The organism is Cyanobium usitatum str. Tous (genome assembly GCF_003011885.1).
Lineage (GTDB): Bacteria > Cyanobacteriota > Cyanobacteriia > PCC-6307 > Cyanobiaceae > Cyanobium_A > Cyanobium_A usitatum.
Map to the genome: position 1 here is coordinate 188945 of NZ_PXXO01000001.1, position 20992 is coordinate 209936.

Below are 20992 nucleotides of genomic sequence, written 5' to 3' on the forward strand. Positions count from 1 at the left end.
CTCGGCATGGTGTTCCAGGCAACCTCCCACCCCCTCAGCAATGGCCGGTTTGCCCGGGATCTGCTGCAGCGGCAGGTTGCCAAGCTGGTGCAGTTGCAGACCCCTGTTTCCGAGGGCAAGGGTGCCGAGCCGTTGCATCAGATGCGGGTCACCATGCGGAGGCTGCGCACCACCGTGCTCCAGTTCGAGCCAGCCCTGCAGCTGCCCTCGGCCATCAATGACCAGCGCCTGGCCAAATGGGTGCGGCGACTGGGTCTGGCCCGGGATCTCGATGTGCTGCGGGAGCGCCTAGAAGAGGGCTTCCTGCCCCAGCTGCCGCAGGCCGAGGTGAAGGCCCTCCGGCCCGTGCTCAAGCAACTGCGCCGGGAGCGGCAGTTGGCCTACGGCCATGTGGTGGAGGTGCTGCAGAGCCGCTCCTATCTGGAGGGATTGGCCCAGTTGCAGCTCTGGTTGAAGCAGCCCCAATACACCCTGTTGGGGGATCAGCCGGTCCGGGAGTGGCTGATCGAATGGCAGGGGCCCTGCCTGGCCAGCGTGTTTCTCCATCCGGGCTGGCAGGTCAGTAGCGCGGAGGGCGAAGTGGAGGTGCTGCACGAGCTGCGGCGGCAGATCAAGCAGGCTCGCTATCGCCTGGAAAATCTAGCCGCGCTGGAGGGCGTTCAAACTGCCGCCTGCATCGACAGCCTCAAGCAGGGGCAGGAGCTGCTTGGTGAATTCAACGATCTGCAGGTGCTGCAGTGCGCCATCAACGATCAGGTGCCAGGTCGGTTGGAGGAGGTGCTGCCCCAGCTGGAGTGGCTGCTGGTGCAGCATCAACGCCATTGCTGGGAGCAGTGGCGCGAGCTGGTCTGCGATGTGCTGCCGAGCAGGCGGCGGCAATCTCTCTGGCGGGCGTTGCTGCCGCGACCGCGGCTGTGGCGCCCCTGGTGTTTACTGAAGGGGAGGTTATGGCGGGCTGTCGCAGCTTCGTCTAAGGGTTGAAAAGCTGGCACTTACTCGCTGCAGCACTTCAGCATCAGACTTGCCGCATGTGCTGTGTCCTGGAACACCCAACGCATGTAGTCCGCTTGCTCGTAGTTGCCAAGCGCCCTCGATAGGTTGCCTGAGTCTTCCTTTGTGAAGTCACCCCTATCGGTGTGAGGACCCGATGATTCTTTCCAAAAAGCTGCTGCTGGCTCTTGCCGGCGCCAGCATTTCAGCACCCCTAGCCGCTCCTGCCCAAGAAGTGGCCTCGTTGAACGGCTCGGCCGCCATCAACGACTACATGCAGCAGCAAGACGTTGATCGCTTCCGCGCCTGGGAATCGAAAAACCAGGTGACCAGCGTCAATCAATTCTCTGATGTGCTGCCCACCGACTGGGCCTATCAGGCACTCAGCAACTTGGTGGAGAAGTACGGCTGTGTGGCCGGCTACCCCAACGGCAAGTTTAAGGGCGGTAACGCCATGACCCGCTACGAAGCGGCCGCCTTGCTGAACGCTTGCCTCGACCGCATCACCGAGGTGACCGACGAGCTCCAAAAGCTGCTCAACGAGTTTGACTCCGAGCTCACCGTGCTCACCTCCCGGGTGGACGGCCTCGAGTCGAAGGTGGGCCAGCTGCAGGCCCAGCAGTTCTCCACCACCACCAAGCTGCGTGGAGAGACTAGCTTCATCATTGGCGGCATGCCGAGTCTTGATAGCAATGTTCCCAAGACCGTAGTTACTCCAGCAGTTTCTGCGGTTCGTGGTACCAAACTCAACGCTGCCCGTACGGCTATTGAGGCCTGCAATTTCGGTACAGCTAACTGTGTTGGGGGTTCAGCTGCCAAGGCCGCTGTATTAAGCGACCGTCCTAATAAGACTGCTTTCAACTACGACCTTCGCCTGAGCTTCGATACAAGCTATACTGGTAAAGATCTACTACGTACTCGCCTGCGCAGCGGTAACTTCAGCTCTCTCCCCTTCGGAAGTAGCGGTCAGATATTCAAGTTGGACAAGGCTGAACAGTCGCAGGGCACAGGTACCAGCAGCAACATCTGGGTTGATCGCCTTTTCTACACCTTCCCTGTTGGTGACGAGATCAAGCTCACGGCTGGCGCACTAGTCCGTAACACCGAGATTCTCGCCTTTATTCCTAGCGCCTACAAGTCAGACATTCTTGACTTCTTCGGCCTGGCTGGGGCATCAGGCACCTACAACAAGGCGACTGGTGCAGGCTTCGGCTTTAATTGGAAGCAGAAAGTAGAGAAAGGTAAGCCTTATGTCACATTTGATGCAAACTACATTTCGGATAGTGGATTCGCAGATTCTTCTGCTATCGGTGCCTTCGACTTTGATGGCGCCCTCAATGTCCTGAGTCAATTGGGTGTCAAAGGCCAGAACTGGGGTGCTGCCGTGGGCTATCGCTATGGCACACAGGGTTCTCGGATGAGGGATCCTAACTTTGCACTTGCCGCCCTGCCTCGTGGTGCTAGCTCCAACAGCATTTCTTTTGCTGCTTTCTGGGAGCCGATGAATACTGCTTGGGCTCCTTCGATCAGCCTCGGCTACGGTTTCAACGCCGGTGGCGGTGGCTATGAAGACTCCCAGTCTTGGATGGCAGGTTTCCAGTGGAAGGATGTCTTCCTAAAAGGCAACAACGCCGGTTTTGCCGTGGGCCAAGCTCCCTTCAATAAAGATGGAGTCGCTGGTATCGACAGCGAAAGCTGGCTCTGGGAGGTGTACTACAAGTATCAGGTCACAGACAAGATTTCGGTTACTCCGGCAATCTTCTGGGCGACTGATTACCGCCAAAACGGTGGTAATGGCACCTACGGCGGTGTCATTCAGACGACTTTCCGGTTCTAATTTCCAAATCGTAACTACTCCTCACGCAGTCCTCGGCTGCCCATCACACACTTCCAAAGCCTCCCCATTTCGGGGAGGCTTTTTTGTAGTTGGCGTTTGCCTATTGAGGGCGATCATCACCCATTGCTTTGCCGCCTCTTAATGGCCTCATAACGTTGGCTAAGGAGGTGGGTTGCTATTATTTTTTTGGAACTGTCTTCTACTTAATGACTTTCCTGAAGCGATCTTTTACTACCCTGGTTTTTGCTGGGCTCATCGGTGGAGCAGCTTCCCAGGCTGCCGTGCGCTTGGCTGGTGCCGGTGCAACCTTCCCTGATGCGATTTATGCCCGCTGGTTTTCCATGCTGGCCAAATCGGGTGGCCCTAAAGTGAATTATCAGGGCATTGGCTCTGGTGGTGGCCGCAAGGCATTCATCAACGAAACCGTTGCTTTCGGTGCCAGTGATGACCCGATCAGCGAAAAGGATATCAAGAGCGTGTCACGCGGTGTGGTTCAGATCCCCACCGTGGGTGGCTCAATCGCGGTTGCCTACAACAAGTCTGGCTGCTCTCCTAAGCTCACCCAGAAGCAGGTTGTTTCGATCTTCATGGGGTCTATCAACAACTGGAAGCAGCTCGGATGCGCTGATGGCAAGATCACCGTGGTGCACCGTTCCGACGGCTCTGGCACCACTGCGGCTTTCACCGAATCACTGCAGTCATTCTCGAAAGAATGGACTCTCGGTAACGGCAAGTCCGTGAACTGGAAAGTGGGTGTGGGTGGCAAGGGTAACGACGGTGTTGCCGGTACTATGAACACCACTGAAGGCTCGATTGGTTACCTGAACCAGGCCTTTGTGAAGGGCAAGTTGAAGGCCGCTGCCGTACAGAACAAGGCGGGTGAATTCATGCTTCCCACTGCCGCCGCCGGCGCCAAGGCTCTGGCTGACATCAAGCTCGATAAGAACCTGGCTGGTGGCAACCCCAACCCAGCCGCCAAGGGTGCTTATCCGATAGCTACTCTCACCTATCTTCTCTTCTACGCCAAGGGAAATGGTGCCAAGGCAGAGTCCCTTCGTGAAATGGCGACCTTCATCCTGAGTGACAAGGCCCAGGCCATTGCCGACGACCTCGGCTACGTGCCCCTGCGTGACTCGATTCAGGTTGCAGCTCAGAAGGCTGTGGCACGGATTAAGGAGTGATCGTCTGGATCTTGTGATCCATTTAGCAAGGGGGCTCAACGAGCCCCCTTTTTAATGGGCTGCGATCGGCGTGCGAATGGCATCCACGGCCGGATTAATTCCCTGTCAGCGCAGGAGTCAAAAGTTCTGCCAACGGGATTTTTCTTTCCCTATCACTTGACTGGCTATCGCTTAAGACCAGCCTAAGTATCAATTGCAATCGATGCGTACTCTGTTGGCTGAATTATACCTTGGTGCTTCGTTGGCCAACTCCCGTTTCGCTGCTGTCCTTGCCACAATATGTCCAATAAGGGATAATGAATCTAAATTGCGACTACATATGTCCTGATCATCTTCTGCTGCCGCGCAGAGAGCAAGTGCTGTATTTATTCTTCTGAATATAAGAGTTGCATCCTTGTCTCCAAATTGTTAGCCCTGGTTTGGTATTTGTGCCGAAAAAAAGGAGCGTGGCTAATCCGCTGGCTTTTGGCGAAAAATCATTAACTCAGCTCGGTAGCCTTCAGAATTAGCTGGTTTCTATAAGTTGCCGCGGCGGCGTTGGCAGGCGAGTGCTCACTAAGGCAGCTAGGGCAACCATTATGGCCGAGCTCCACAGGCAAGCCTGAAGACCTCCCAGCATAAATAGGGTTCCAGAAAGCACGGTGCCGAGTAGGCGGCCTGCTGCGTTTGCCATGTAATAGAAGCCCACATTTAGGCTCACGGATTCAGTGTCGGTGTAAGCCAGCACCATGTAGCTGTGGATTGATGAATTCATCGCAAACACCACGCCAAATACGGCTAATCCCCCCACTACTGCTACCCCAGGCTGGCCAACCTCCCGCCACAACGCAATTGCAATCAGAGCTGGTATAGCGGTGAGGACCGCACTCCAAAACTGCACTGCTGCTACTCCTGGAGGTGCGCTCTGGCCCCAGGCCCTGCGCAGGGCCGGTGCCGACCCCTGCACGATTCCGTAGCCGATCACCCACAGGCCCATGAAGCCGCCTACTTCCCAGGAGCGCCACCCCAGGGCGCTCTGCAGAAAAACGGGTAGGGCCACCACAAACCAAACGTCGCGAGCACCAAATAGGAAGAAGCGTGCCAGCGACAACACGTTGATGCCGCGGCTCTTGGAAAACAGCGCTGTGAAGCCCGGCTTCTGTTTCATCTTGCCGATTTCTGCTGGCAGCACCAGGGTCACCAGGAAAGCCAAAAACAATCCGGCCGCCATCGCTGCCACCGCGAGGTTGAAGCCGATTGTGGTGAGCAGCACTCCGCCAAGAAAGAAGCCCACACCCTTGAGGGCATTTTTGGAGCCGGTGAGAATCGCTACCCACTTAAAAAGCTGACCCTCTCCCTTGCTGTGGTCTTCCGGAGTTTCAGGCACCACGGTTTTAATGGCGCTCTTGGCACTCATTTTGTTGAGATCTTTGGCTATGCCGCTGATCGCCTGGGCCACCATCACATAGGCCACGCTCCACCATTTGGGCCAGTCTTCAGCCACTGGGATCAGCATCAGCAGTGCTGCCACCTGCATTAAGGTGCCGCTCCAGAGGGTTAGCCGCAGACCAAAGCGAGCTCCCAGCCAGCCGCCATAGAGGTTGGTAATGATGCCAAAAAACTCATAAAAAAGAAACAGAAAGGCTATCTCAAGGGTGCTGTAGCCAAGCTCGTGGAAGTGGAACACCACGAGCATGCGCAGTGCGCCATCGGTGAGGGTGAAGGCCCAGTAATTGGCCGTCACGATCATGTATTGCTGCAGGGCTGAAAGGGCGCGGCTCATGGCTCTGGCTCAGCGCTCGTCGATCAGGGCCACATGGCTCACCAGATCGGCCATGCGAGAGCTGTAGCCCCACTCGTTGTCATACCAGGCGTAGACCTTGAGCTGGGTGCCATTAACGACCATGGTCGAGGCGGCATCAACGATGGCGCTGCGATCATCATTTACATAATCAACTGAGACCAGCGGCCTGGTTTCGTAGCCAAGAATGCCTCGCAGTGTTCCGTTGGCAGCGACTTCAAAGGCGCTGTTTATCTCCTCCACTGTCACCTCGCGCTTTAGTTCAAATACCGCATCGGTGAGCGAGGCATTTAGCAGCGGTACCCGCACGGCATGGCCGTTTAGTTTTCCTTGCAGCTCTGGAAAGATCATTCCAATCGCCTTGGCTGATCCCGTGGTGGTGGGGATCAGGCTCTGCATGCAGGAGCGGGCCCTGCGCAGGTCACTTTTAAAGCCATCCACCACTACCTGGGTGTTGGTGACGTCGTGAAGGGTGGTGATCGAGCCGTGCTTGATGCCAAAGCCCTCGTGAACCACCTTCACGACCGGTGCCAGGCAGTTGGTGGTGCAGGAGGCGGCCGTGAGCAGGCGGTGCTGCTCAGGGTCGTAGAGCTGGTGATTGATGCCGAATACAACGTTGAGGGCCTCGGCCCCGGCGATCTCACCCTTCACTGGGCAGGCCACCACCACGCGCTTGAGGCCCACCTGGTCGAAGTAGGGCTGGAGTGTTTCCGGTGTTTTGAACTTGCCGCTGCACTCCAGCACCATCTCCACGCCAGCTTCCTTCCAGGGCACGGTGGTGGGATCGCTGTGGCGGGTGTAGCTCACCGCCTGGCTACCCACGAAGAAGCCGCGCGTATTGCCTTGCACCGCCTGTTGCCAGCGGCCATGAACGGAGTCAAAGGCGAGCAGGTGGGCGGCGGTTTGAGCATCACCGCCGCAATCGTTGACGTGGACAAGCTCAATGCCGGGACGGCCCCACAGGGCCCTAAACACCAGGCGGCCGATGCGGCCAAAGCCGTTGATGCCGATTTTCATGGCGCAGAGCCGACAATGGCGGTATGGGTTGCTAGACCCTAAATCAATATGAGTTGATTGATCAACTAAAGTTGGTGTATGAGTGTTATAGGTCACCCTGTGGCGCTTGATCCCACCAAGGCTCGGGCCCTGCTTAAGGCCATGGCAGATCCCCTCAGGCTCCAGGTGCTTGAAGCCTTGGGGGTTGGTGAGCGCTGTGTTTGTGAGCTCACCAGTGAGCTGGGCCTGGCCCAATCCAAGCTCTCTTTCCATCTCAAGGTATTGCGAGAGGCTGGTTTGATTGAGGCCCGAGATGAGGGCCGCTGGGTGTACTACAGCCTGCGCACCGATGCGATTGAGCAGTTGCGCTGCTGGCTAGGGGATTTGGCTGCCAAATGCTCAACTCCTGCCCCCTCTTGCCGATGACCTCCCCTGCTCAAGAGCCTGTTTTGGCTCGACTTTCTTTGCTTGATCGGCTTTTGCCGTTGTGGATCCTTTTGGCAATGGCGAGCGGTCTGTTGCTTGGTCGCCTATTGCCTGGTCTTCAGTCGCTGCTTGGCACCGTGCAGGTAGGCCACACCTCCCTACCGATTGCGCTGGGTCTATTGATGATGCTGTATCCGGTGCTGGCCAAGGTTCGCTATGGGGAACTCGCGCGGGTGGCCAGCGACCGCAAGCTGCTGGGACTGGCGCTTGGCTTGGTTTGGGGTTTGGGACCCTTGCTGATGTTCTGCCTGGCTTGGTTGTTTTTACCTGATCAGCCCGAATTTCGCACCGGTTTGATCCTGATCGGCATTGCCCCATGCATTGCGATGGTGTTGATCTGGATTGATCTGGCTGGGGGCGATCGGGAAGCGGCTGCTTTGCTTGTGGCCATTAATTCCGTTATTCAGGTGCTCGCTTACGCCCTGCTTGGCAGCTTTTATCTTCAGATCCTGCCTAACTGGCTTGGTCTTAATAGTGAGACGGTGAATTTTTCGCTTTGGGAGATCGCCAAGGCGGTGATGATCTTTTTGGGAGTTCCTTTGCTTGCTGGCTTTCTCACCCGACGCATTGGCGTGCGAACTAAGGGTGTGCGCTGGTATGAAAAAACCTTTTTGCCACGGCTCGCTCCCTGGGCCCTTTATGGCCTGCTGTTCACGATTGTGGTGATGTTCGCCTTGCAGGGTCAGGCCATTACATCTGATCCGCTTCAGGTGTTGTGGATAGCCATTCCACTGTTCATTTATTTCGTTCTGATGTGGAGCCTGGCCTTTGTAATCGGCCGCTGTAGTGGCCTCGACTATCGCCGCACCTCGTCGCTCGCCTTCACTGCTGCTGGCAACAACTTTGAGCTGGCAATTGCCGTCAGTATCAGCGTTTGGGGTGTCACCTCCCAGCAGGCTCTGGCCGGGGTCGTTGGCCCCCTGATCGAGGTACCTGTTTTGGTGGGCCTGGTTTACGTCTCGCAGGCTTTGAGGCGCTGGTTTCCTGTGGTTTATGAGAATTGAGCGCTGTCCCCTTGTCAGGGTCTTCACCGCACTGCTTCGACTTTTGTGGCAACTACAAGCAATGGTCCAGACAGGGGGAACGGTCCCGGCGGGGGAACCCTCACGGCGGGGCGGCTGGCGCGCCAGACTGTTAAGTAACGAACCATCACAGTGATGCCCAAGCCTCTTTGGCTGGTGCGTCCCCGCCCAGACGGGGGCTGCGATTACGTGAGTTTCCTGCCCGCCCAGGGACCTATTGGTGCGACCACGGTTGAGATGCGGGAAGGTAGCCACTTGCCACCCCAGCTTCCCCTGCTCAAACACCGCAAGCGACTCGGGGCTGAGGAAGCAGAGAGCTTCCGCCTCCGACTGCAACTCGAGTCTGGATTTCTCTCCTGTGAGCCCCTGTTTTAGTCACGCCTCGATACCCTGATTCCAGGGAACGATTTGTGATCCCCTCTGTGCCGTTCCGCGGCTTGTCATGACCCAACGCTCCGACCAGCCATCACCTGCAGCCGACCCCTCTGGCCCTTACGAGCTGCTGGGCGTGCCTGCTGATGCTGGCTTCGACGAGGTGCAGGCGGCCAAATTGGCCCGGCTCGACGAGGTGGGTGACGACACCATGGCGCGCTCGCGGATTGAGGCTGCCTACGACGCTGTCTTGATGGAGCGACTCAAAGAGCGTCAGCAGGGTCGCGTCAGTAGTGCTGCTAAGTCCGCCTCCCAGCGGGAGCAACTGGCGCCGCCGCCGCCCAAGCTGGCAGTGCCGGCCCTGCCTCAGCTGCAGTTGCCCAGGGTTTCCGCTCCCCAGCTCAGGCTTCCTGGCTTGGCTCTAGCCACTGGTCGGGAGCTCTGGTTTCCCTTGGCTACATCTGGGGCTTTACTGCTCCTACTGCTGCTTGCTCCAGGCTTCCCCCCGGATCTGGTGCTTGCCTTTGCTACCGCAATGGCAGTTATCAACCTGCAGTGGCGTAACCGCCGCTTCTTGGCTGCGGTGGGCTGGGGCTTCGCCCTTCTCTGCGCCGGATTGCTGGTGGGCGCGATTTTGGCCGGTGCTCTCTCCAGCACCTTGCCGCTGGGGTTGCCATTGAGCCTTACCCAGGTGCAAAGCCTGCCGGCTCTGCTGCTGTTGTTGCTTGGCGCCCTGCTTATTGGTTGATTTGGTTAATCACTTAACCAGCTAATATATTAAATGCTGGAACAGGCCAGGGCTTGTTATCTATAGAGAAGAGCCAAACTCTGCGATTAGCTCGCTAAGCTCTGCTGCCCCAACCGTGTAGATCTCATTACAGAAGTGGCAGGTAAGTTCGGCATGGCCGTCTTCCACTAAAATTGAATTCAGCTCAGCGTGGCCAAGCAGTTTCAGGGCGCTGACGCTGCGCTCCCGGCTGCAGGGGCAGTGGAACCGCACCGGCGTACAGCCCTCAGCATCTTCCAGGGGCTGGGGATCGAGGTCTGGGAAGATATCTTCGAGCAGGTTGTGTAGCTGGCCTTCGCACTCGGCCAGTCGTTGGCTGAAGTGTTTCACCTCGCGGCAGCGCTCCTCGAGAAGGGCCACTAGGGCTGGTTCGCGGGCGGCCTTTGGCATCACCTGCACAAGCACGCCGCCACTGCAAACCACACCACTGTTGTCGAGCTGCTCGCCCACGAATACCGCTGAAGGGGTCTGCTCGGAGTGCAGCAGATAGGAGGCCAGGTCTTCGCCGATGCCGCCGCTCACCAGCTCCACCGTTGAGCTGAAGGGCTCGCCTTCACCCAGATCTCGCACCACGTGCAGATAGCCGGTGCCGCAGGCGGTTTTGAAGTCAAAGTGGGCCAGGCCTTCTGGATCTTTCAGCAGCTCCAGCTCCAAGCCCGGATAGCCCACATGGCCGCGCACCGTGCCGTTGCGGCCCGCATCCACCATCAGGCCCTTCAGGGGGCCATCGGAGGCAATGCGCAGGTTGACGCGGCCATGGGCCACCTTCATCGAGCTGGCCAGCAGCAGCCCAGCCGTCATGGCCCGGCCCAGCAGGGCACTGGCGAGAAAAGAGAGCTGGTGGCGCTCCCTGGCGGTGCGGCTGGCCTGGGTGGTGCTGACCGCCACCATGCGGATGCCGCCGCCGGCGGCCGTGGCCCGGAGAAGTTGGTCGCTCAAGGCTGGTTTCCCTGGGGTGTGGCAATCGTTGGGGCCATCGTAGGCAGCGCGCTGAGGGGTTCCAGCTGGCCCCGCGCCAGCCGCCAGCCGCCATCGATCACGCCGCCAAATAGCTCCGGCTCGTGGGTGACCACCAGCACGGCCCGCTCTTGGGAAAGGACCGCTAACAGCTCCAGGATTTCGCCACGAACGGCCCAGTCGAGGCCTGCGGTGGGTTCATCCAGCAGCAGCACCCGGGGGTTGCGCAGCAGCTGCACTGCCAGGGCCAGGCGCCTTTGCTGGCCGCCGCTGAGCTGCTCCGGCGCCTGCTGCAATGACAACCCCTCCATACCCACCAGCTGCAGGGCTGCCTGGGCCTCTTCTGCTGTGAGCCGGCGGTGACCGAGCTTCAGCTCCTGTCCCACGCTGAGGCCGAGGAAATGGCGCTCCGGAAACTGAAACACCAGGCCGCATAGCCAGCGAAGCTGGCGACCATTGAGCCGCTCGCCTTCCCACAGCACCTGGCCGCTAGAGGGCTCGGCCAAGCCGCTGATCACCTCCAGCAGGGTGGTTTTGCCACTGCCACTGCGGCCGGCCACCAGGGAAGCGCGGCCCACGGCCAGGCTGAGGCTGACGCCGCAGAGCACCGGTGCCACCGCCGTGGCCGGTTGGTAGCTGACGTTGCGGAGCTCAAGCATCCCCCCAGCATGCCGGCGGGCGTGTTTGATTGAGCCAGTTCTCTGTTGCAGCCAATCCGCCATGGAGGTGCGTTTCCGCGAATTCAATCCCTTCAACTGCTGGATCTGGATGCGTTTCCCCCACCCGTTGGGTTCGGGTGAGCGCGGCTACTTGGAAACCGCCTTCGATAGTTGGTTTTACCTGGGCAAGTTGGGGGGCTTCAACGCCGAAAACCTCCAGGCCCACGAGGAGGGCGCGGAGCTGGGCTGGATGGCCTACAGCCACGAAGCTGCTGCCGGCGCCCTGCCAGCCCTGATGCACAACATGGGCCCTATGGAATACCAGGAGGAGTGGGCGCGCTGCTGGGTGGATCTCGGCACCAGTGATGCCTTCGCCCTCGACGTGTTGATCAATGCCCTGGGCCAGCTCAACAACGACGTGCTCGAAATTGAGGAGTTGCTGATTGGTGGCCTCAACGACGACTGGCCGATCGAGGAACAACCCGATGCCCTGTTCCCTGGCCTCGATGAGCTTGAGGATGAAGACAACGACGAAGACGACAACGATGAAGACGACGAAGACGATGGTGAAGCTGGCGAAGATTACGCAGACCCCCAGTCCCGCGACTAGGAAGCAGGGTGACTCGCGATCTTCGCCGTCTGCTAATTACCCCCGGTCGCTTGCCCGCCGGCCCCTCTGCTGGCGCTGAGCTGGAGCTGGATCGTCAGGAGCTCCACTACCTCACCCGGGTGCTGCGCTTGCGCCCCGGTGATCGCTTTGCGGTGGTGGATGGGGCAGGCAGTCTCTGGACTGCCCTGTTGGGTCCTGCCGATCAGGCTCTGCTGGAGCAGCCCCCCAGCTCCCCCCTGGCGTTTGATCCTTCACCGGCGCCGCCACTGCAGCTGGCGGTGGCCCTGCCAAAGCGCGATGCCGACGTGTTGTTGCGCATGGCCTGTGAACTTGGTGTGGATCGGTTCACCCCTCTAAAGGCCCAGCGCAGTGTTGCTGCCGACTCCCTGAAGCCGGAGCGAGCAGAGGCGATCCTGCGGGAGGCGGTGGAGCAGTGTGAGCGCCTGTGGCAACCCCAGCTGGAATCGCTGCGGCCAGCCGCCGAGCTGCTGGGGGCCCGGCCGCCCGGTGGTTCAGGCCGGGGGCTGCTTTGCACCGCCAGACAGCCGGGCCTGGCCCTGTTAGCCCAGGCGCTGGAGTGCTTAGGAGACCCGCCTGGGGCCAGCGAGCCGCTCACTGTGGCGATTGGCCCGGAAGGGGGCTGGACTCCAGGGGAGGAAGCCTTGGCGCTGGCCCACGGCTGGCAAGCCGTGAGCTTGGGCAGCACGATCTTGCGTTGCAGCACCGCTGCCGTGTCGGCAGCAGGGCTGCTCAGCCACTGGCGTGCCCAGCAGATTGGCGCGCCCAGCTGAGTTAGTTGCGGAACATGCCAGAGGCCATCGCCTTATAAACAGCCAGGTTTGCGCCGGCTAGGCGGCGGCGGCTGGGCAGGGCATTGGCGGGGTTGAGGCAGTCGGGGGCGAAGGTGACGTTGCTGGGTGGGGGCAGGGCCTCCTGGGCGGCCCGCAATTCGGCAGCGATCGCTTCAGCAGTGGTGAGTGCCGTGCCTGCTGGAGCTGGGCTCGCTGGCGTTGCTTCAGCAGCAGCTGGAGTGGACGAGCCAATTCCTATTTGGAAAGTTGCCGCTTGGCTGGCTTCCGGTTCGCTGGGATCGGGCTTGGCCTCGGCGATCGCCACCTGCGCTGGTGTGGCCCCTTCGCTGCCCAGATCTAAGAAGAAGGAGGCCTTGCGGTTGAACACCATCACGGCAGCAGCGTCGTAATGGGGATTATCCGTTGCTGCGCTGCCCTCTGACGCTGCTGCCACGCTGTGCAACACACTTTGTTGGCGCCGCTGCTGCCCTGTGCTGATGTCTGCCGCCGCACTCGTCGCCCCCCAGACCTGGAGCCACTGGCTCCTGGCCCTGGCCCTCAATGGGGTGCTGATCTTCCTTGCCCAGCGCCTGCCCCTGCTCACCCGCGCTGGCTGGGTGCATGCCGGCATCCTCGGCAGCTTGCTGTGGGGTTGCCTCGGCCTGCGGGGCTGGCTGGCGGTGGTGATCTATCTGGCTCTGGGCTCCCTGGTGACGCGCCTGGGCTTTCGCACCAAGCAGGCGCGGGGATTGGCGGAGGCGCGGGGCGGGTTGCGAGGGCCGGAGAACGTTTGGGGTTCGGCCGCTACTGGTGCCCTACTGGCTGGCGCCGCCGCCCTGGCGCCGGCAGCGGCGCCGCTGCTGCTGGTTGGTTTTGCTGCCAGCTTCGCCGCCAAGTTGGCCGACACATTCGGCAGTGAAATCGGCAAGCGCTGGGGGCGCCACACGCTGCTGATCACCACCTTGCGTCCGGTGCCCCCCGGCACGGAAGGGGCGATCAGCTTGGAGGGCACAGCCGCCAGCCTGGCGGGCAGTGCGCTAATGGCGGCCCTGATGCTGGCCCTGGGGCTGCTGGCTGGCAGCGGCGCCTGGCTGCTTGTGACCCTGGTGGGACTGGGGGCCACCTTGATCGAAAGCCTGATCGGAGCCAGCTTCCAACAGCGTTGGTGCTGGCTCAGCAACGAGCTGGTGAACGGGCTTCAGACGGCGATCGCGGCGCTGCTGGCGATGGCGTTCACCTGAAGACAGGCCAGCAAAGCCTCGCCACGCTGCCGGGCTTGGCGGCTGCTGAGCTTGTGCTCAAGGGCCAGCTCGCACCAGCCCAGACCCTCGATCCAGTGACCCAGCAGCAACCGCTGCTCGATGCCGCCCAGCCGGCTTAGCTGAGCCTGCAACCAGTGGGCCTCTAAAGCCCTTTCGCCAGCCGTCAGATCTTCGCTCGGATCGTTGCTCGGATCGTCGCCTGCGCTGGTTGCGCCTGTTGACCCAGCTGCCAGCTGGTCGAGCAGGGTTCCCTCCTGCTCGCCTTCGCCGCTGAGCGGGGCATCGAGACTGCGCACCTGCAGGGCCCGCTGCACTGCGCTGGCCTCCTCAAGTTGGGCGGTGTTGCAACCGAGCTCTAAGGCCAGATCTGCGGCGGCAAGCGGCGCAAGGCCCTGGCTGCGGCGCTGCTCCTGCCGCCGCCGGGCCCGTTGCTGTAGCTCCCGCAGCCGCCGGGGGGTGTGCAGTGGCTGGCCGTGGTCGCGGACGTCGTGAAGCATGGCGCCGCGGATGAAGGGCACCGCATAGCTGCTGAGATTGCAGGTTTGGCGCAGGTCGAAGGCCTCCACGGCCCGGATTAGCCCCAGGCAGCCTGCAGACACCAGCTCATCGAAAGGTTGACCCGTGCGCTGGCTCTGGCGCTGGGCCACCATGCGCACTAAGGCGAGGTTGTGCTCCACCAGGGCGTTGCGCCACCAGAGCTTGGTTGCGGCGTCCGGGCTGGCGGCCATGGCCTCAAGCCAGCTGCGGTTGCGGGTGTGCAGCTGGGAGGGGCCCAGCTCGGCCTGGGCTGGATCGGCTTGGCCGCTGCGGCGCTGGCGGGCAGATGTTTTCGAGTGGGCAGATGCTGGGCAGGAGCGGGCCATGGGGTGGAGGCGTCGGTGTTATTACCTTCGCCGCGGTGCCCATGGGGCTGGCTCCCCCAGGGCGGTGAAGCGCTCTTACCCGAATGGGTGATATGTAATTGCTGCTTAGTAGCCCAAGGGGGTGGGCTCCTGGCGCAGCTGCAGATCGGCCCAGTCCAGAAGGGCCGGCCAGGAGCGCACCCGCTCAAATACCCGGCGATGCCCCTCACTGTTGAGGTGCAGGCCGTCGTTGCTCAGCCATAGGGGCCAGTCGGAATCGGCCAGCAGCCCCTCCAGTAGAGGCAGGAACGGCACATTCGCCTCCAGGCAGGCCTCTTCCAGCAGGGCCTCGTAGCGACGGATGTCTGCCAGGGAATACCAGAGCGCCCCTGCATAGGGCATGGCGCTCTCCTCCACCGGGGTGAGGCCGATCACATGCACCGCAGCGATCTCCTTGGCCTTGTGCAGCAGCTGCAGCAAGCCAAACAAAAAGCCTTCGGCATCCAGTTGGGGTCGCCCATCAGGCCGCCCCACCCGGGCGGTGTCGTTGAGGCCTATACCGAGCAGGATCCCCTGGGGCAGCTGGCGTCGTAGCTCACCGCGGCAGCCAACCTCAGCGCTGAGGCGAGCCGCCAGTCGCTCCAGGCCATCGCCACGCACGCCGAGGTTGTAGAGCACCGGGCCGCCCGGCAGTTCCATCCAGTGGCGCCGTAGCCGCTCGCACCAGCCACCCTCAAGGGGATCACCCCAGCCAAAAACGCCGCTATCGCCAAGTGCCACCAGCTTCCTGGGGATGGCCATCACCATGGGGGGTCTCCAGCAGCCACTGGCGTGCGCGGTCGCTGAGATCTTCCCCCAGCAAGGTCAGCAGCGCATAGGCCAGCACAAGGGCCAGCAGTTGGTCGCCGGCAAACGAACTCAGGGCTTCCAGCAGCTGGCTGCCCAGGCCCGTGGCCCCAACCAGCCCAACTACCACCGATTCGCGCAAAATCACATCAGCCCGGTAGGCGCCATAGGCCAAGTAGGGACGGGCCAGGCCGCTGAAGCGGCCGTAGAGCAGGGCCAAGCGCGGACCCACCCCTGCGGCCAGCAGGGCCTGCTCCTGGTTGCCGCCACTGGTTTCGGCGGCTTCTAGTAGCAGGCGTCCGAGAATGCCCAGGTTGTGGAAGCCCAGGGCAAGGGCACCTGTAAGCACCCCGGGCTGGAGCACAAACAGCAGCAACAGCGCCGTTAGCGGTGGCGGCCATAGCCGGCCCAGGGCCCAAAGCCCCCGCACTAGTGCGCCCGCCGCCGGCCAGGGCGTCGCAAGCAGCAGTAGCAGCGGCGCCAGCCCCACAGCTAGGGCCGCTGCCACCAGGGTGAGCACCAGGGTGTTGCCTATCAGTCTCGGCCAGGGCAGGGCGGCCACGGCTCCCCAGTCGGCGGCGCCCAGCGGTGGCAGGCCTTGCCACTGCAACAGGGTGGCGGGCTGCACCTCCAGGCGCCATGCCACCAGCACCAGCACGGGCAGCATGGCCATTGCCACAGCCACCATCTCCTGGCCCTGGCTGCCCACCCCCCGCTGGCTCAGCCCCAGCCGTGCCGGCATGGCCCAGCGACGCCGCAGCCAGCCCATCAGGGCCTCCAGCAGCAGCATCACCGCCAGTAGCAGCCACAGGCCGCTCCAAAGCTCGTTGAAGGCCAGCGATTGCAGGGTGAGGCGCAGCTCGGTGCCCAGCCCGCCCAGGCCAAAAACCCCCAGCAGGGTGGCGCTGCGTAAGGCGCATTCGAGCCGGTAGCCGCTGTAGCTGATCACTTGGGGCAGCAGGGGCGGCCCCAGGGCCGTTAATAGGGCGGTTGGGGCGGGGCTGCCGCCGCAGCGCAGGGCCTCCAGGCTTGCGGTGGGCAGGGCATCCAGCAGGTCGCTGACCACCCGGGCTACTAGCGCTCCAAATGGAATGGCGATTGCCACTACCGCCACCACTGGTTGCAGCCCGACCACCTGCAGCAACAGCAGCCCCCAGAGCAGCTCGTGAATCGAGCGCGGTAGGGCTAGTAGGCGGCGTATCCAGCTAGCTGGAGCGGCGCTGCCGTAGCAGGTGCGCCACACCACCCTTGAACTAGCAATTCCCAGCACCAAGCCCAGCACCAGGCTGCCGGCCCAGCCCAATAGGGCCATGCCGGCTGTTACGGCTAGGCCGCCCAGCACCGATCCCAGCACTATGGGATCAAGGGAGGGCCGCAGGGCTGCGGCAGCAAATTGCCCCACCAGCTCCCAGCCACCGCCATGGCTGATTCCCGGCAGCAACGCCAGCAGCGGCAGCACGATTAGGGCGGGCAGCAACACCCACAACGGCGCCGCTGGTCTCATGCCCCTGGGGTCCCGGCGTAAAGCTCCTCGAGCTGGCCTGGCTCAAGGCTGGCCATGGGTTGGTCGAAGACAAGGCGCCCGGCCCGCAGCCCCAGCACCCGATCGAAACCAGCCAGCAAATCGGGACGGTGCAGGCTCAGCAGCAAGGCCCGAGGCGGGTTGGCGAGCTCCAGCAGCAGGGTTAACAGCTCGCCGGCCAGGCGGGGATCAAGGCTGGCTACGGGTTCATCGGCTAGTAGCAGTTCGGGCTCCTGTCGCAGTAGTCGAGCTAGGGCCACCCGCTGGCGCTGGCCGCCGGAGAGGGCGGAGACGGGCTGGTTGAGCAGGGCTGGATCGAGATCAAGCCGCTGCAACATCGTTGTGCAGGCCTTGGTCTCTAGGGGCATCAGCAGGTTGAGCAGGGCCCGCGGCCAGCCCCAGACCGCTAGCCGGGCGGCGTTGAGGTTTTGCTGCACGGTGAGCTCCTCAATCAGGCGCAGGTCTTGCCAGAGGGTGCCGATCCGCGCTTGCTGCCTGCGCCGGGCCCGTCCGCTGCGGGCCCGGGCCTCCCCCTGCCAAAACACCCTGCCCTGCTGCGGTGTCAGCAAGCCATTGGCCACGGCAAGCAAGGTGCTTTTGCCAGCTCCGCTGGGACCCAGCAGGGCGATCCGTTCACCGGCATCAACCTGAAGCGACACCCGATCAAGGCGAGGCTGGCTGCGGCCCTTGACGGTGATGTCTTGAAGTTTGAGCAGTGCAGACATGCCCCCCTTCAGACCAGGGTGAGGCGGTAAACGATCAGCGCCAGGATCAGAGCCACTAGGGACACCTCAATCAGATCAGGGCCGCGGGGATTCATTGACGTTTCAGGTGCGCCGCCGGTCCAGGCTGGCCGCTGAGGGCAGGGCCAGGGCTAGGGCGAGGGCGGGAATTTCAATCAGCAGTTGGCCGTTGCCGAAGGTGATGAAGGCCAGATCAAGAAAGGCGATGCTGCGCAGAAACAGGGACCAAGCCTCATCGCCTTCATTATTGGCGCGGCTCCAAAGCACAAAGCCTGCCAGCAGCAACACCAAATCAATCAACCAGACCACGGATCTGAGGCGCTGGAGAGAGTTGATTCTGAATGCTGCTGGACCCAAACGCCGGCCTGTGTCAGCGGATCTTGCCGATTTGCCGCCCCACCTGCTCGATCTGCTTGTATTCGCCCGGTTTCACCGTGGTGAATTGCTGGGCACCAAACAGGCTCAAGATCTGCTTTTGCTCTGGGTCAGTGGGTCGCCAGCTGATGATCGACTGGCGCAGCTTGGCGCTGAAGCCCTTGCCGAAGCGCTGGTCGAGGTTGGGCTGGCCCAGCCAGAGGTAGTCGGGGTAGCTGGGGGTGCGCCAGATCTGAACCACCTTGCTGCGGTTGGCCTTGCCGCTGCGCAGGTTGCTCTTCCACACCTGCTCATTGACGGCGCCAGCGTCGTAGGTGCCGCTCTGTACCAGGGCGATGGTGGCGTCGTGGCTGCCACTGAAGCCGGGGGCTCCGCCTGCGAAATCAGCCAACTTGACGCCGGCCTGTGCGAGGAAGTACTGGGGCATCAGCCGGCCGGAGGTGGAGCTTTCCGAGCCAAAGGTGAAGCGCTTGCCTTTAAGGGCCACTAGCCCCTTCTGGTTCTGGATCGGCTTGATGCCGCTGCGGGCATTGGCGATAAACACGGTGTAAAACTGCGCATCGATGTCTCGCTGGGCAAGCATCTGGGCACCGGGTTTCTGCAGGCTTGCCTGCACACCGGTGAGCCCGCCAAACCAGACCAGATCAAGACTGCCGGTGCGGAAGGCACTGACAGCAGCTGCGTAATCGGTGACGGGCACATAGCTGACCTTGACACCCAGTTGCTGACTGAGCTCATCGGCCACCAGGCCGTAAAGGCGATTCAGCTTTTCAGGGTTCTGGTCGGGGATGGCACCGATGCGCAGCACCTGCTGGGCTTCGGCCGCCGGCAGCAGGGAGGCGGGCACTGGGGGGAGTGGGGGGAGGACCGCCGGTAGCAGGGCCAGGCAAAGCCCCGCAAAAGCGGCGGTCCAACGTTCTCGGGTAGGCATGGGACGGGGTGGGAATCAGAGGGCGGCCAGGAAGCGCTGCAGCCGCTCGAGGCCATCCTCGATCGTGGCAGGTGACGCGGCACAGGAGAGACGAATGCAGCGATCGTCGCCGAAGGCAACTCCAGGCACCACCGCTAGGCCCACCTCATCGAGCAGGCGGTTGCACAGGGTCATGGAATCGAGGCCGAAGCCGCTTACATCGGGGAAGGCATAGAACGCCCCCTCCGGCGGCAGCAGTTTCGATCCTTCGATTGCCATCAGCCCCGCACTGAGCAGGCTGCGGCGCTCGTTGAACTGGGCCGCCATGGCGTGCACGCAGTCGCGGGGCGCTTCGATCGCAGCCAGGGCGCCGAACTGGGCAAAGCTGCAAACGTTGCTGGTGCTCTGGCTCTGCAGGGCGCTGGCGGCGGCCACCACTGGCTGGGGGCCGGCCAGCCAGCCGATGCGCCAGCCGGTCATGGCCCAGCCCTTGGCGAAGCCATTCACCGTGAAGACGCGATCGGCCAGGTCTGGCGCCACGGCTCCAAAGCTGTGGTGGGCGTGGCCTGGGGCTAGCAGGAATTCGTAAATCTCATCGCACACCACGGCCACCTGGGGATGGCGGCGTAGCACGGCGGCAATCGCCTCCAGCTCCGGCCGGCTCAGCACCATGCCGGTGGGATTGCCGGGGCTGTTGAGCACAAGCAACTTGCTGGCTGGAGTGATGGCTGCCTCCAGTTGGGCCGGATCAAGGCGGAAGCCTTGGGCCGCTGAGCTGGGCAGCATGGTCACCGTGGCGCCGGCCAGCTTGGCGATCTCTGGATAGCTGAGCCAGTAGGGCGCCGGCAGCAGCAGCTCGTCGCCCGGCTCGAGCAGCACCTGGAACAGGTTGTAGAGCGCCTGCTTGCCGCCGTTGGTGACCAGCACCTGCCGGGCGGTGGTGGGTATGCCGTTTTCAGTGCTGAGCTTGGCGGCTATCGCATCGCGCAGGGCAGGCTCGCCGGCGGCCGGGCCGTAGCGGGTGTGGCCTGCCTCCAGAGCAGCCGTGGCGGCCTGGCGGATGAAGGCCGGGGTGTCGAAATCAGGCTCGCCGGCGCTGAGGCTGCAGATGTCCTGACCATCGGCCTTGAGGGCCTTGGCTCGGGCGGCAATGGCCAGGGTGAGGGAGGGCTGGAGGGCCCGGGCCCGGGCAGAGAGGGCCGGAGTGGTGGTGGGCGCGGCGTTCATCCCTGTGTCCGGCATCAGGACGCGCGGCTTCAGCACTAACTGGCATCCTGCCTTACGGATTTGCCGCGTACGGTTCAAAGGGGCACGAAATGGCCAGCTAGTTACACGTTGATGGTTTTGCCGTGACGACATCTACCCCTGCAGCGCCCGATCCCCTGGGGCAGTTGCTGCTCGATTGCGCAGCCTGTCGCCGCTGTGATCTGGTGGCGGAGAGGCAGCAGGTGGTGGTGAGTCGGGGCAATCCCGCCGCCCGGCTGATGCTGATCGGCGAGGGACCAGGCGCTCAGGAAGACAGCGCTGGCTTGCCTTTTGTGGGTCGCTCCGGCCAGCTGCTCGATCAGCTGCTGGCGGCCGCTGGCATCGACAGCAACCGAGATGCCTACGTGGCCAACGTGGTGAAGTGCCGCCCCCCCGGCAACCGCAAGCCCACGGCGGCGGAGATGGCCGCCTGCCGCCCCTGGCTAAATCATCAGATCGATTTAGTGAATCCGGCCGTGATCCTGCTGCTGGGGGCCACGGCGCTGGAGGGGGTGCTGGGTATTAAGGGCGGCATCACGAGCTTGCGGGGCCAGTGGCGCGCCAGCGAGATAGAAATTTTGCGGGGCCGCCGCCTGATGCCGGTTCTGCATCCCTCCTATCTGCTGCGCTTTAACTCGCAGGCCCAGGGCTCGCCCCGCGCGCTCACGGCAGCCGACTTCCAGGAGGTACGCCGATCCTTTTCTGGCCAATCCCGCCCGCCTTGCTGAACTGCTCAATCCGTTTGACACCCTCGTCGCTTGAGCGGCTTTTGTGACAGG

At 62.3% G+C, this 20992-nt stretch carries 22 protein-coding genes and 1 pseudogene; 11 read left to right on the forward strand and 12 right to left on the reverse strand.

What is annotated here, in order from left to right:
* Positions 1–6: 6 nt before the first annotated feature.
* The 3 genes from C7K55_RS00980 (at position 7) to pstS (ending at position 4008) form a co-directional block, all read left to right on the forward strand.
* Positions 7–981 (forward strand): CHAD domain-containing protein, encoded by a 975-nt coding sequence (locus tag C7K55_RS00980; RefSeq protein WP_106501528.1) that lies wholly within the window; start codon positions 7–9, stop codon positions 979–981.
* A gap of 166 nt (positions 982–1147) precedes the next feature.
* Positions 1148–2827: an iron uptake porin gene (locus tag C7K55_RS00985; RefSeq protein ID WP_106501529.1), complete on the forward strand. Its 1680-nt coding sequence runs from the start codon at positions 1148–1150 to the stop codon at positions 2825–2827.
* Between the two features lie 206 nt (positions 2828–3033).
* The gene (pstS, locus tag C7K55_RS00990; RefSeq protein ID WP_106501530.1) at positions 3034–4008 is read left to right on the forward strand and encodes a phosphate ABC transporter substrate-binding protein PstS; all 975 of its coding nucleotides are present in this window, start codon (positions 3034–3036) and stop codon (positions 4006–4008) included.
* A gap of 505 nt (positions 4009–4513) precedes the next feature.
* On the opposite strand, the gene arsJ is transcribed toward pstS, so the two are convergent.
* Both arsJ and C7K55_RS01000 read right to left on the reverse strand, forming a co-directional pair.
* Complete coding sequence (arsJ, locus tag C7K55_RS00995) at positions 4514–5770, reverse strand: organoarsenical effux MFS transporter ArsJ (RefSeq protein WP_106501531.1); 1257 nt, start codon at positions 5768–5770, stop codon at positions 4514–4516.
* A 9-nt stretch (positions 5771–5779) separates the two neighbouring features.
* Positions 5780–6805 carry an ArsJ-associated glyceraldehyde-3-phosphate dehydrogenase gene (locus C7K55_RS01000; RefSeq protein WP_106501532.1) on the reverse strand — a complete coding sequence of 342 codons (1026 nt, stop codon included), beginning with the start codon at positions 6803–6805 and terminating at the stop codon, positions 5780–5782.
* A 78-nt stretch (positions 6806–6883) separates the two neighbouring features.
* On the opposite strand from C7K55_RS01000, the gene C7K55_RS01005 reads away from it, so the two are divergent.
* The 4 genes from C7K55_RS01005 (at position 6884) to C7K55_RS01020 (ending at position 9412) form a co-directional block, all read left to right on the forward strand.
* Positions 6884–7210 carry an ArsR/SmtB family transcription factor gene (locus C7K55_RS01005; RefSeq protein WP_106501533.1) on the forward strand — a complete coding sequence of 109 codons (327 nt, stop codon included), beginning with the start codon at positions 6884–6886 and terminating at the stop codon, positions 7208–7210.
* The gene (gene arsB / locus C7K55_RS01010) at positions 7207–8274 is read left to right on the forward strand and encodes an ACR3 family arsenite efflux transporter (protein WP_106501534.1); all 1068 of its coding nucleotides are present in this window, start codon (positions 7207–7209) and stop codon (positions 8272–8274) included. The genes C7K55_RS01005 and arsB overlap by 4 nt, the downstream gene beginning before the upstream one ends.
* A gap of 153 nt (positions 8275–8427) precedes the next feature.
* Complete coding sequence (locus tag C7K55_RS01015) at positions 8428–8667, forward strand: hypothetical protein (RefSeq protein ID WP_106501535.1); 240 nt, start codon at positions 8428–8430, stop codon at positions 8665–8667.
* A 67-nt stretch (positions 8668–8734) separates the two neighbouring features.
* A complete protein-coding gene (locus C7K55_RS01020; RefSeq protein ID WP_106501536.1) occupies positions 8735–9412 on the forward strand; it encodes a CPP1-like family protein in 678 nt (225 codons plus the stop codon).
* Positions 9413–9472: 60 nt separating this feature from the next.
* Here the strand turns inward: C7K55_RS01020 and hslO are convergent, their stop codons facing one another.
* Positions 9473–10390, reverse strand: coding sequence for an Hsp33 family molecular chaperone HslO (hslO, locus tag C7K55_RS01025; RefSeq protein WP_106501537.1), 918 nt, complete (start codon positions 10388–10390; stop codon positions 9473–9475).
* Positions 10387–11067: an ABC transporter ATP-binding protein gene (locus C7K55_RS01030; protein WP_106501538.1), complete on the reverse strand. Its 681-nt coding sequence runs from the start codon at positions 11065–11067 to the stop codon at positions 10387–10389. The genes hslO and C7K55_RS01030 overlap by 4 nt, the downstream gene beginning before the upstream one ends.
* A 61-nt stretch (positions 11068–11128) precedes the next feature.
* On the opposite strand from C7K55_RS01030, the pseudogene C7K55_RS01035 reads away from it, so the two are divergent.
* Both C7K55_RS01035 and C7K55_RS01040 read left to right on the forward strand, forming a co-directional pair.
* Positions 11129–11572 (forward strand): annotated as a pseudogene (locus tag C7K55_RS01035) (DUF3531 family protein); the annotation flags it as partial.
* A gap of 113 nt (positions 11573–11685) precedes the next feature.
* Entirely contained in the window at positions 11686–12468 is a 783-nt protein-coding gene (locus C7K55_RS01040; RefSeq protein WP_106501540.1) for a 16S rRNA (uracil(1498)-N(3))-methyltransferase, read from the forward strand.
* Position 12469: 1 nt separating this feature from the next.
* Here C7K55_RS01040 and C7K55_RS01045 read toward each other — a convergent pair whose 3' ends face one another.
* Positions 12470–12922: a hypothetical protein gene (locus tag C7K55_RS01045; protein WP_241518076.1), complete on the reverse strand. Its 453-nt coding sequence runs from the start codon at positions 12920–12922 to the stop codon at positions 12470–12472.
* 43 nt (positions 12923–12965) lie between these two features.
* Between C7K55_RS01045 and C7K55_RS01050 the strand changes: the two genes are divergently transcribed.
* On the forward strand, positions 12966–13709 hold the full coding sequence (locus tag C7K55_RS01050) for a DUF92 domain-containing protein (RefSeq protein ID WP_106501541.1): 744 nt from the start codon (positions 12966–12968) through the stop codon (positions 13707–13709).
* Here C7K55_RS01050 and C7K55_RS01055 read toward each other — a convergent pair.
* The 7 genes from C7K55_RS01055 to C7K55_RS01085 all read right to left on the reverse strand — a co-directional run bounded on the left by C7K55_RS01055 (position 13667) and on the right by C7K55_RS01085 (position 20195).
* Complete coding sequence (locus C7K55_RS01055) at positions 13667–14593, reverse strand: sigma-70 family RNA polymerase sigma factor (protein ID WP_106501542.1); 927 nt, start codon at positions 14591–14593, stop codon at positions 13667–13669. The two genes, C7K55_RS01050 and C7K55_RS01055, sit on opposite strands and share 43 nt — an antisense overlap.
* Positions 14594–14698: 105 nt before the next feature.
* Positions 14699–15379 carry a GDSL-type esterase/lipase family protein gene (locus tag C7K55_RS01060; protein WP_106501543.1) on the reverse strand — a complete coding sequence of 227 codons (681 nt, stop codon included), beginning with the start codon at positions 15377–15379 and terminating at the stop codon, positions 14699–14701.
* Positions 15336–16922: a PhnE/PtxC family ABC transporter permease gene (locus C7K55_RS01065; RefSeq protein WP_106501544.1), complete on the reverse strand. Its 1587-nt coding sequence runs from the start codon at positions 16920–16922 to the stop codon at positions 15336–15338. The genes C7K55_RS01060 and C7K55_RS01065 overlap by 44 nt, the downstream gene beginning before the upstream one ends.
* Positions 16919–17665, reverse strand: coding sequence for an ATP-binding cassette domain-containing protein (locus C7K55_RS01070; protein WP_106501545.1), 747 nt, complete (start codon positions 17663–17665; stop codon positions 16919–16921). The genes C7K55_RS01065 and C7K55_RS01070 overlap by 4 nt, the downstream gene beginning before the upstream one ends.
* Positions 17666–17767: 102 nt before the next feature.
* On the reverse strand, positions 17768–17992 hold the full coding sequence (locus C7K55_RS01075; RefSeq protein WP_106501546.1) for a hypothetical protein: 225 nt from the start codon (positions 17990–17992) through the stop codon (positions 17768–17770).
* A gap of 61 nt (positions 17993–18053) precedes the next feature.
* Positions 18054–18989 (reverse strand): putative selenate ABC transporter substrate-binding protein, encoded by a 936-nt coding sequence (locus C7K55_RS01080; RefSeq protein WP_106501547.1) that lies wholly within the window; start codon positions 18987–18989, stop codon positions 18054–18056.
* 15 nt (positions 18990–19004) lie between these two features.
* Positions 19005–20195 carry a pyridoxal phosphate-dependent aminotransferase gene (locus C7K55_RS01085; protein ID WP_106501548.1) on the reverse strand — a complete coding sequence of 397 codons (1191 nt, stop codon included), beginning with the start codon at positions 20193–20195 and terminating at the stop codon, positions 19005–19007.
* Positions 20196–20317: 122 nt separating this feature from the next.
* Here C7K55_RS01085 and C7K55_RS01090 point away from each other — a divergent pair, with 122 nt between their 5' ends.
* Positions 20318–20941: a uracil-DNA glycosylase gene (locus C7K55_RS01090; protein ID WP_106501549.1), complete on the forward strand. Its 624-nt coding sequence runs from the start codon at positions 20318–20320 to the stop codon at positions 20939–20941.
* Positions 20942–20992: the final 51 nt, after the last annotated feature.

Bases quoted from the DNA above. Each gene is read 5' to 3' on its own strand.
- C7K55_RS00980 (WP_106501528.1), top strand. From the start codon at position 7: ATGGTGTTCCAGGCAACCTCCCACCCCCTCAGCAATGGCCGGTTTGCC.
- C7K55_RS00985 (WP_106501529.1), top strand. From the start codon at position 1,148: ATGATTCTTTCCAAAAAGCTGCTGCTGGCTCTTGCCGGCGCCAGCATT.
- pstS (WP_106501530.1), top strand. From the start codon at position 3,034: ATGACTTTCCTGAAGCGATCTTTTACTACCCTGGTTTTTGCTGGGCTC.
- arsJ (WP_106501531.1), bottom strand. From the start codon at position 5,770: ATGAGCCGCGCCCTTTCAGCCCTGCAGCAATACATGATCGTGACGGCC.
- C7K55_RS01000 (WP_106501532.1), bottom strand. From the start codon at position 6,805: ATGAAAATCGGCATCAACGGCTTTGGCCGCATCGGCCGCCTGGTGTTT.
- C7K55_RS01005 (WP_106501533.1), top strand. From the start codon at position 6,884: ATGAGTGTTATAGGTCACCCTGTGGCGCTTGATCCCACCAAGGCTCGG.
- arsB (WP_106501534.1), top strand. From the start codon at position 7,207: ATGACCTCCCCTGCTCAAGAGCCTGTTTTGGCTCGACTTTCTTTGCTT.
- C7K55_RS01015 (WP_106501535.1), top strand. From the start codon at position 8,428: ATGCCCAAGCCTCTTTGGCTGGTGCGTCCCCGCCCAGACGGGGGCTGC.
- C7K55_RS01020 (WP_106501536.1), top strand. From the start codon at position 8,735: ATGACCCAACGCTCCGACCAGCCATCACCTGCAGCCGACCCCTCTGGC.
- C7K55_RS01030 (WP_106501538.1), bottom strand. From the start codon at position 11,067: ATGCTTGAGCTCCGCAACGTCAGCTACCAACCGGCCACGGCGGTGGCA.
- C7K55_RS01050 (WP_106501541.1), top strand. From the start codon at position 12,966: ATGTCTGCCGCCGCACTCGTCGCCCCCCAGACCTGGAGCCACTGGCTC.
- C7K55_RS01055 (WP_106501542.1), bottom strand. From the start codon at position 14,593: ATGGCCCGCTCCTGCCCAGCATCTGCCCACTCGAAAACATCTGCCCGC.
- C7K55_RS01060 (WP_106501543.1), bottom strand. From the start codon at position 15,379: ATGGTGATGGCCATCCCCAGGAAGCTGGTGGCACTTGGCGATAGCGGC.
- C7K55_RS01065 (WP_106501544.1), bottom strand. From the start codon at position 16,922: ATGAGACCAGCGGCGCCGTTGTGGGTGTTGCTGCCCGCCCTAATCGTG.
- C7K55_RS01070 (WP_106501545.1), bottom strand. From the start codon at position 17,665: ATGTCTGCACTGCTCAAACTTCAAGACATCACCGTCAAGGGCCGCAGC.
- C7K55_RS01080 (WP_106501547.1), bottom strand. From the start codon at position 18,989: ATGCCTACCCGAGAACGTTGGACCGCCGCTTTTGCGGGGCTTTGCCTG.
- C7K55_RS01085 (WP_106501548.1), bottom strand. From the start codon at position 20,195: ATGAACGCCGCGCCCACCACCACTCCGGCCCTCTCTGCCCGGGCCCGG.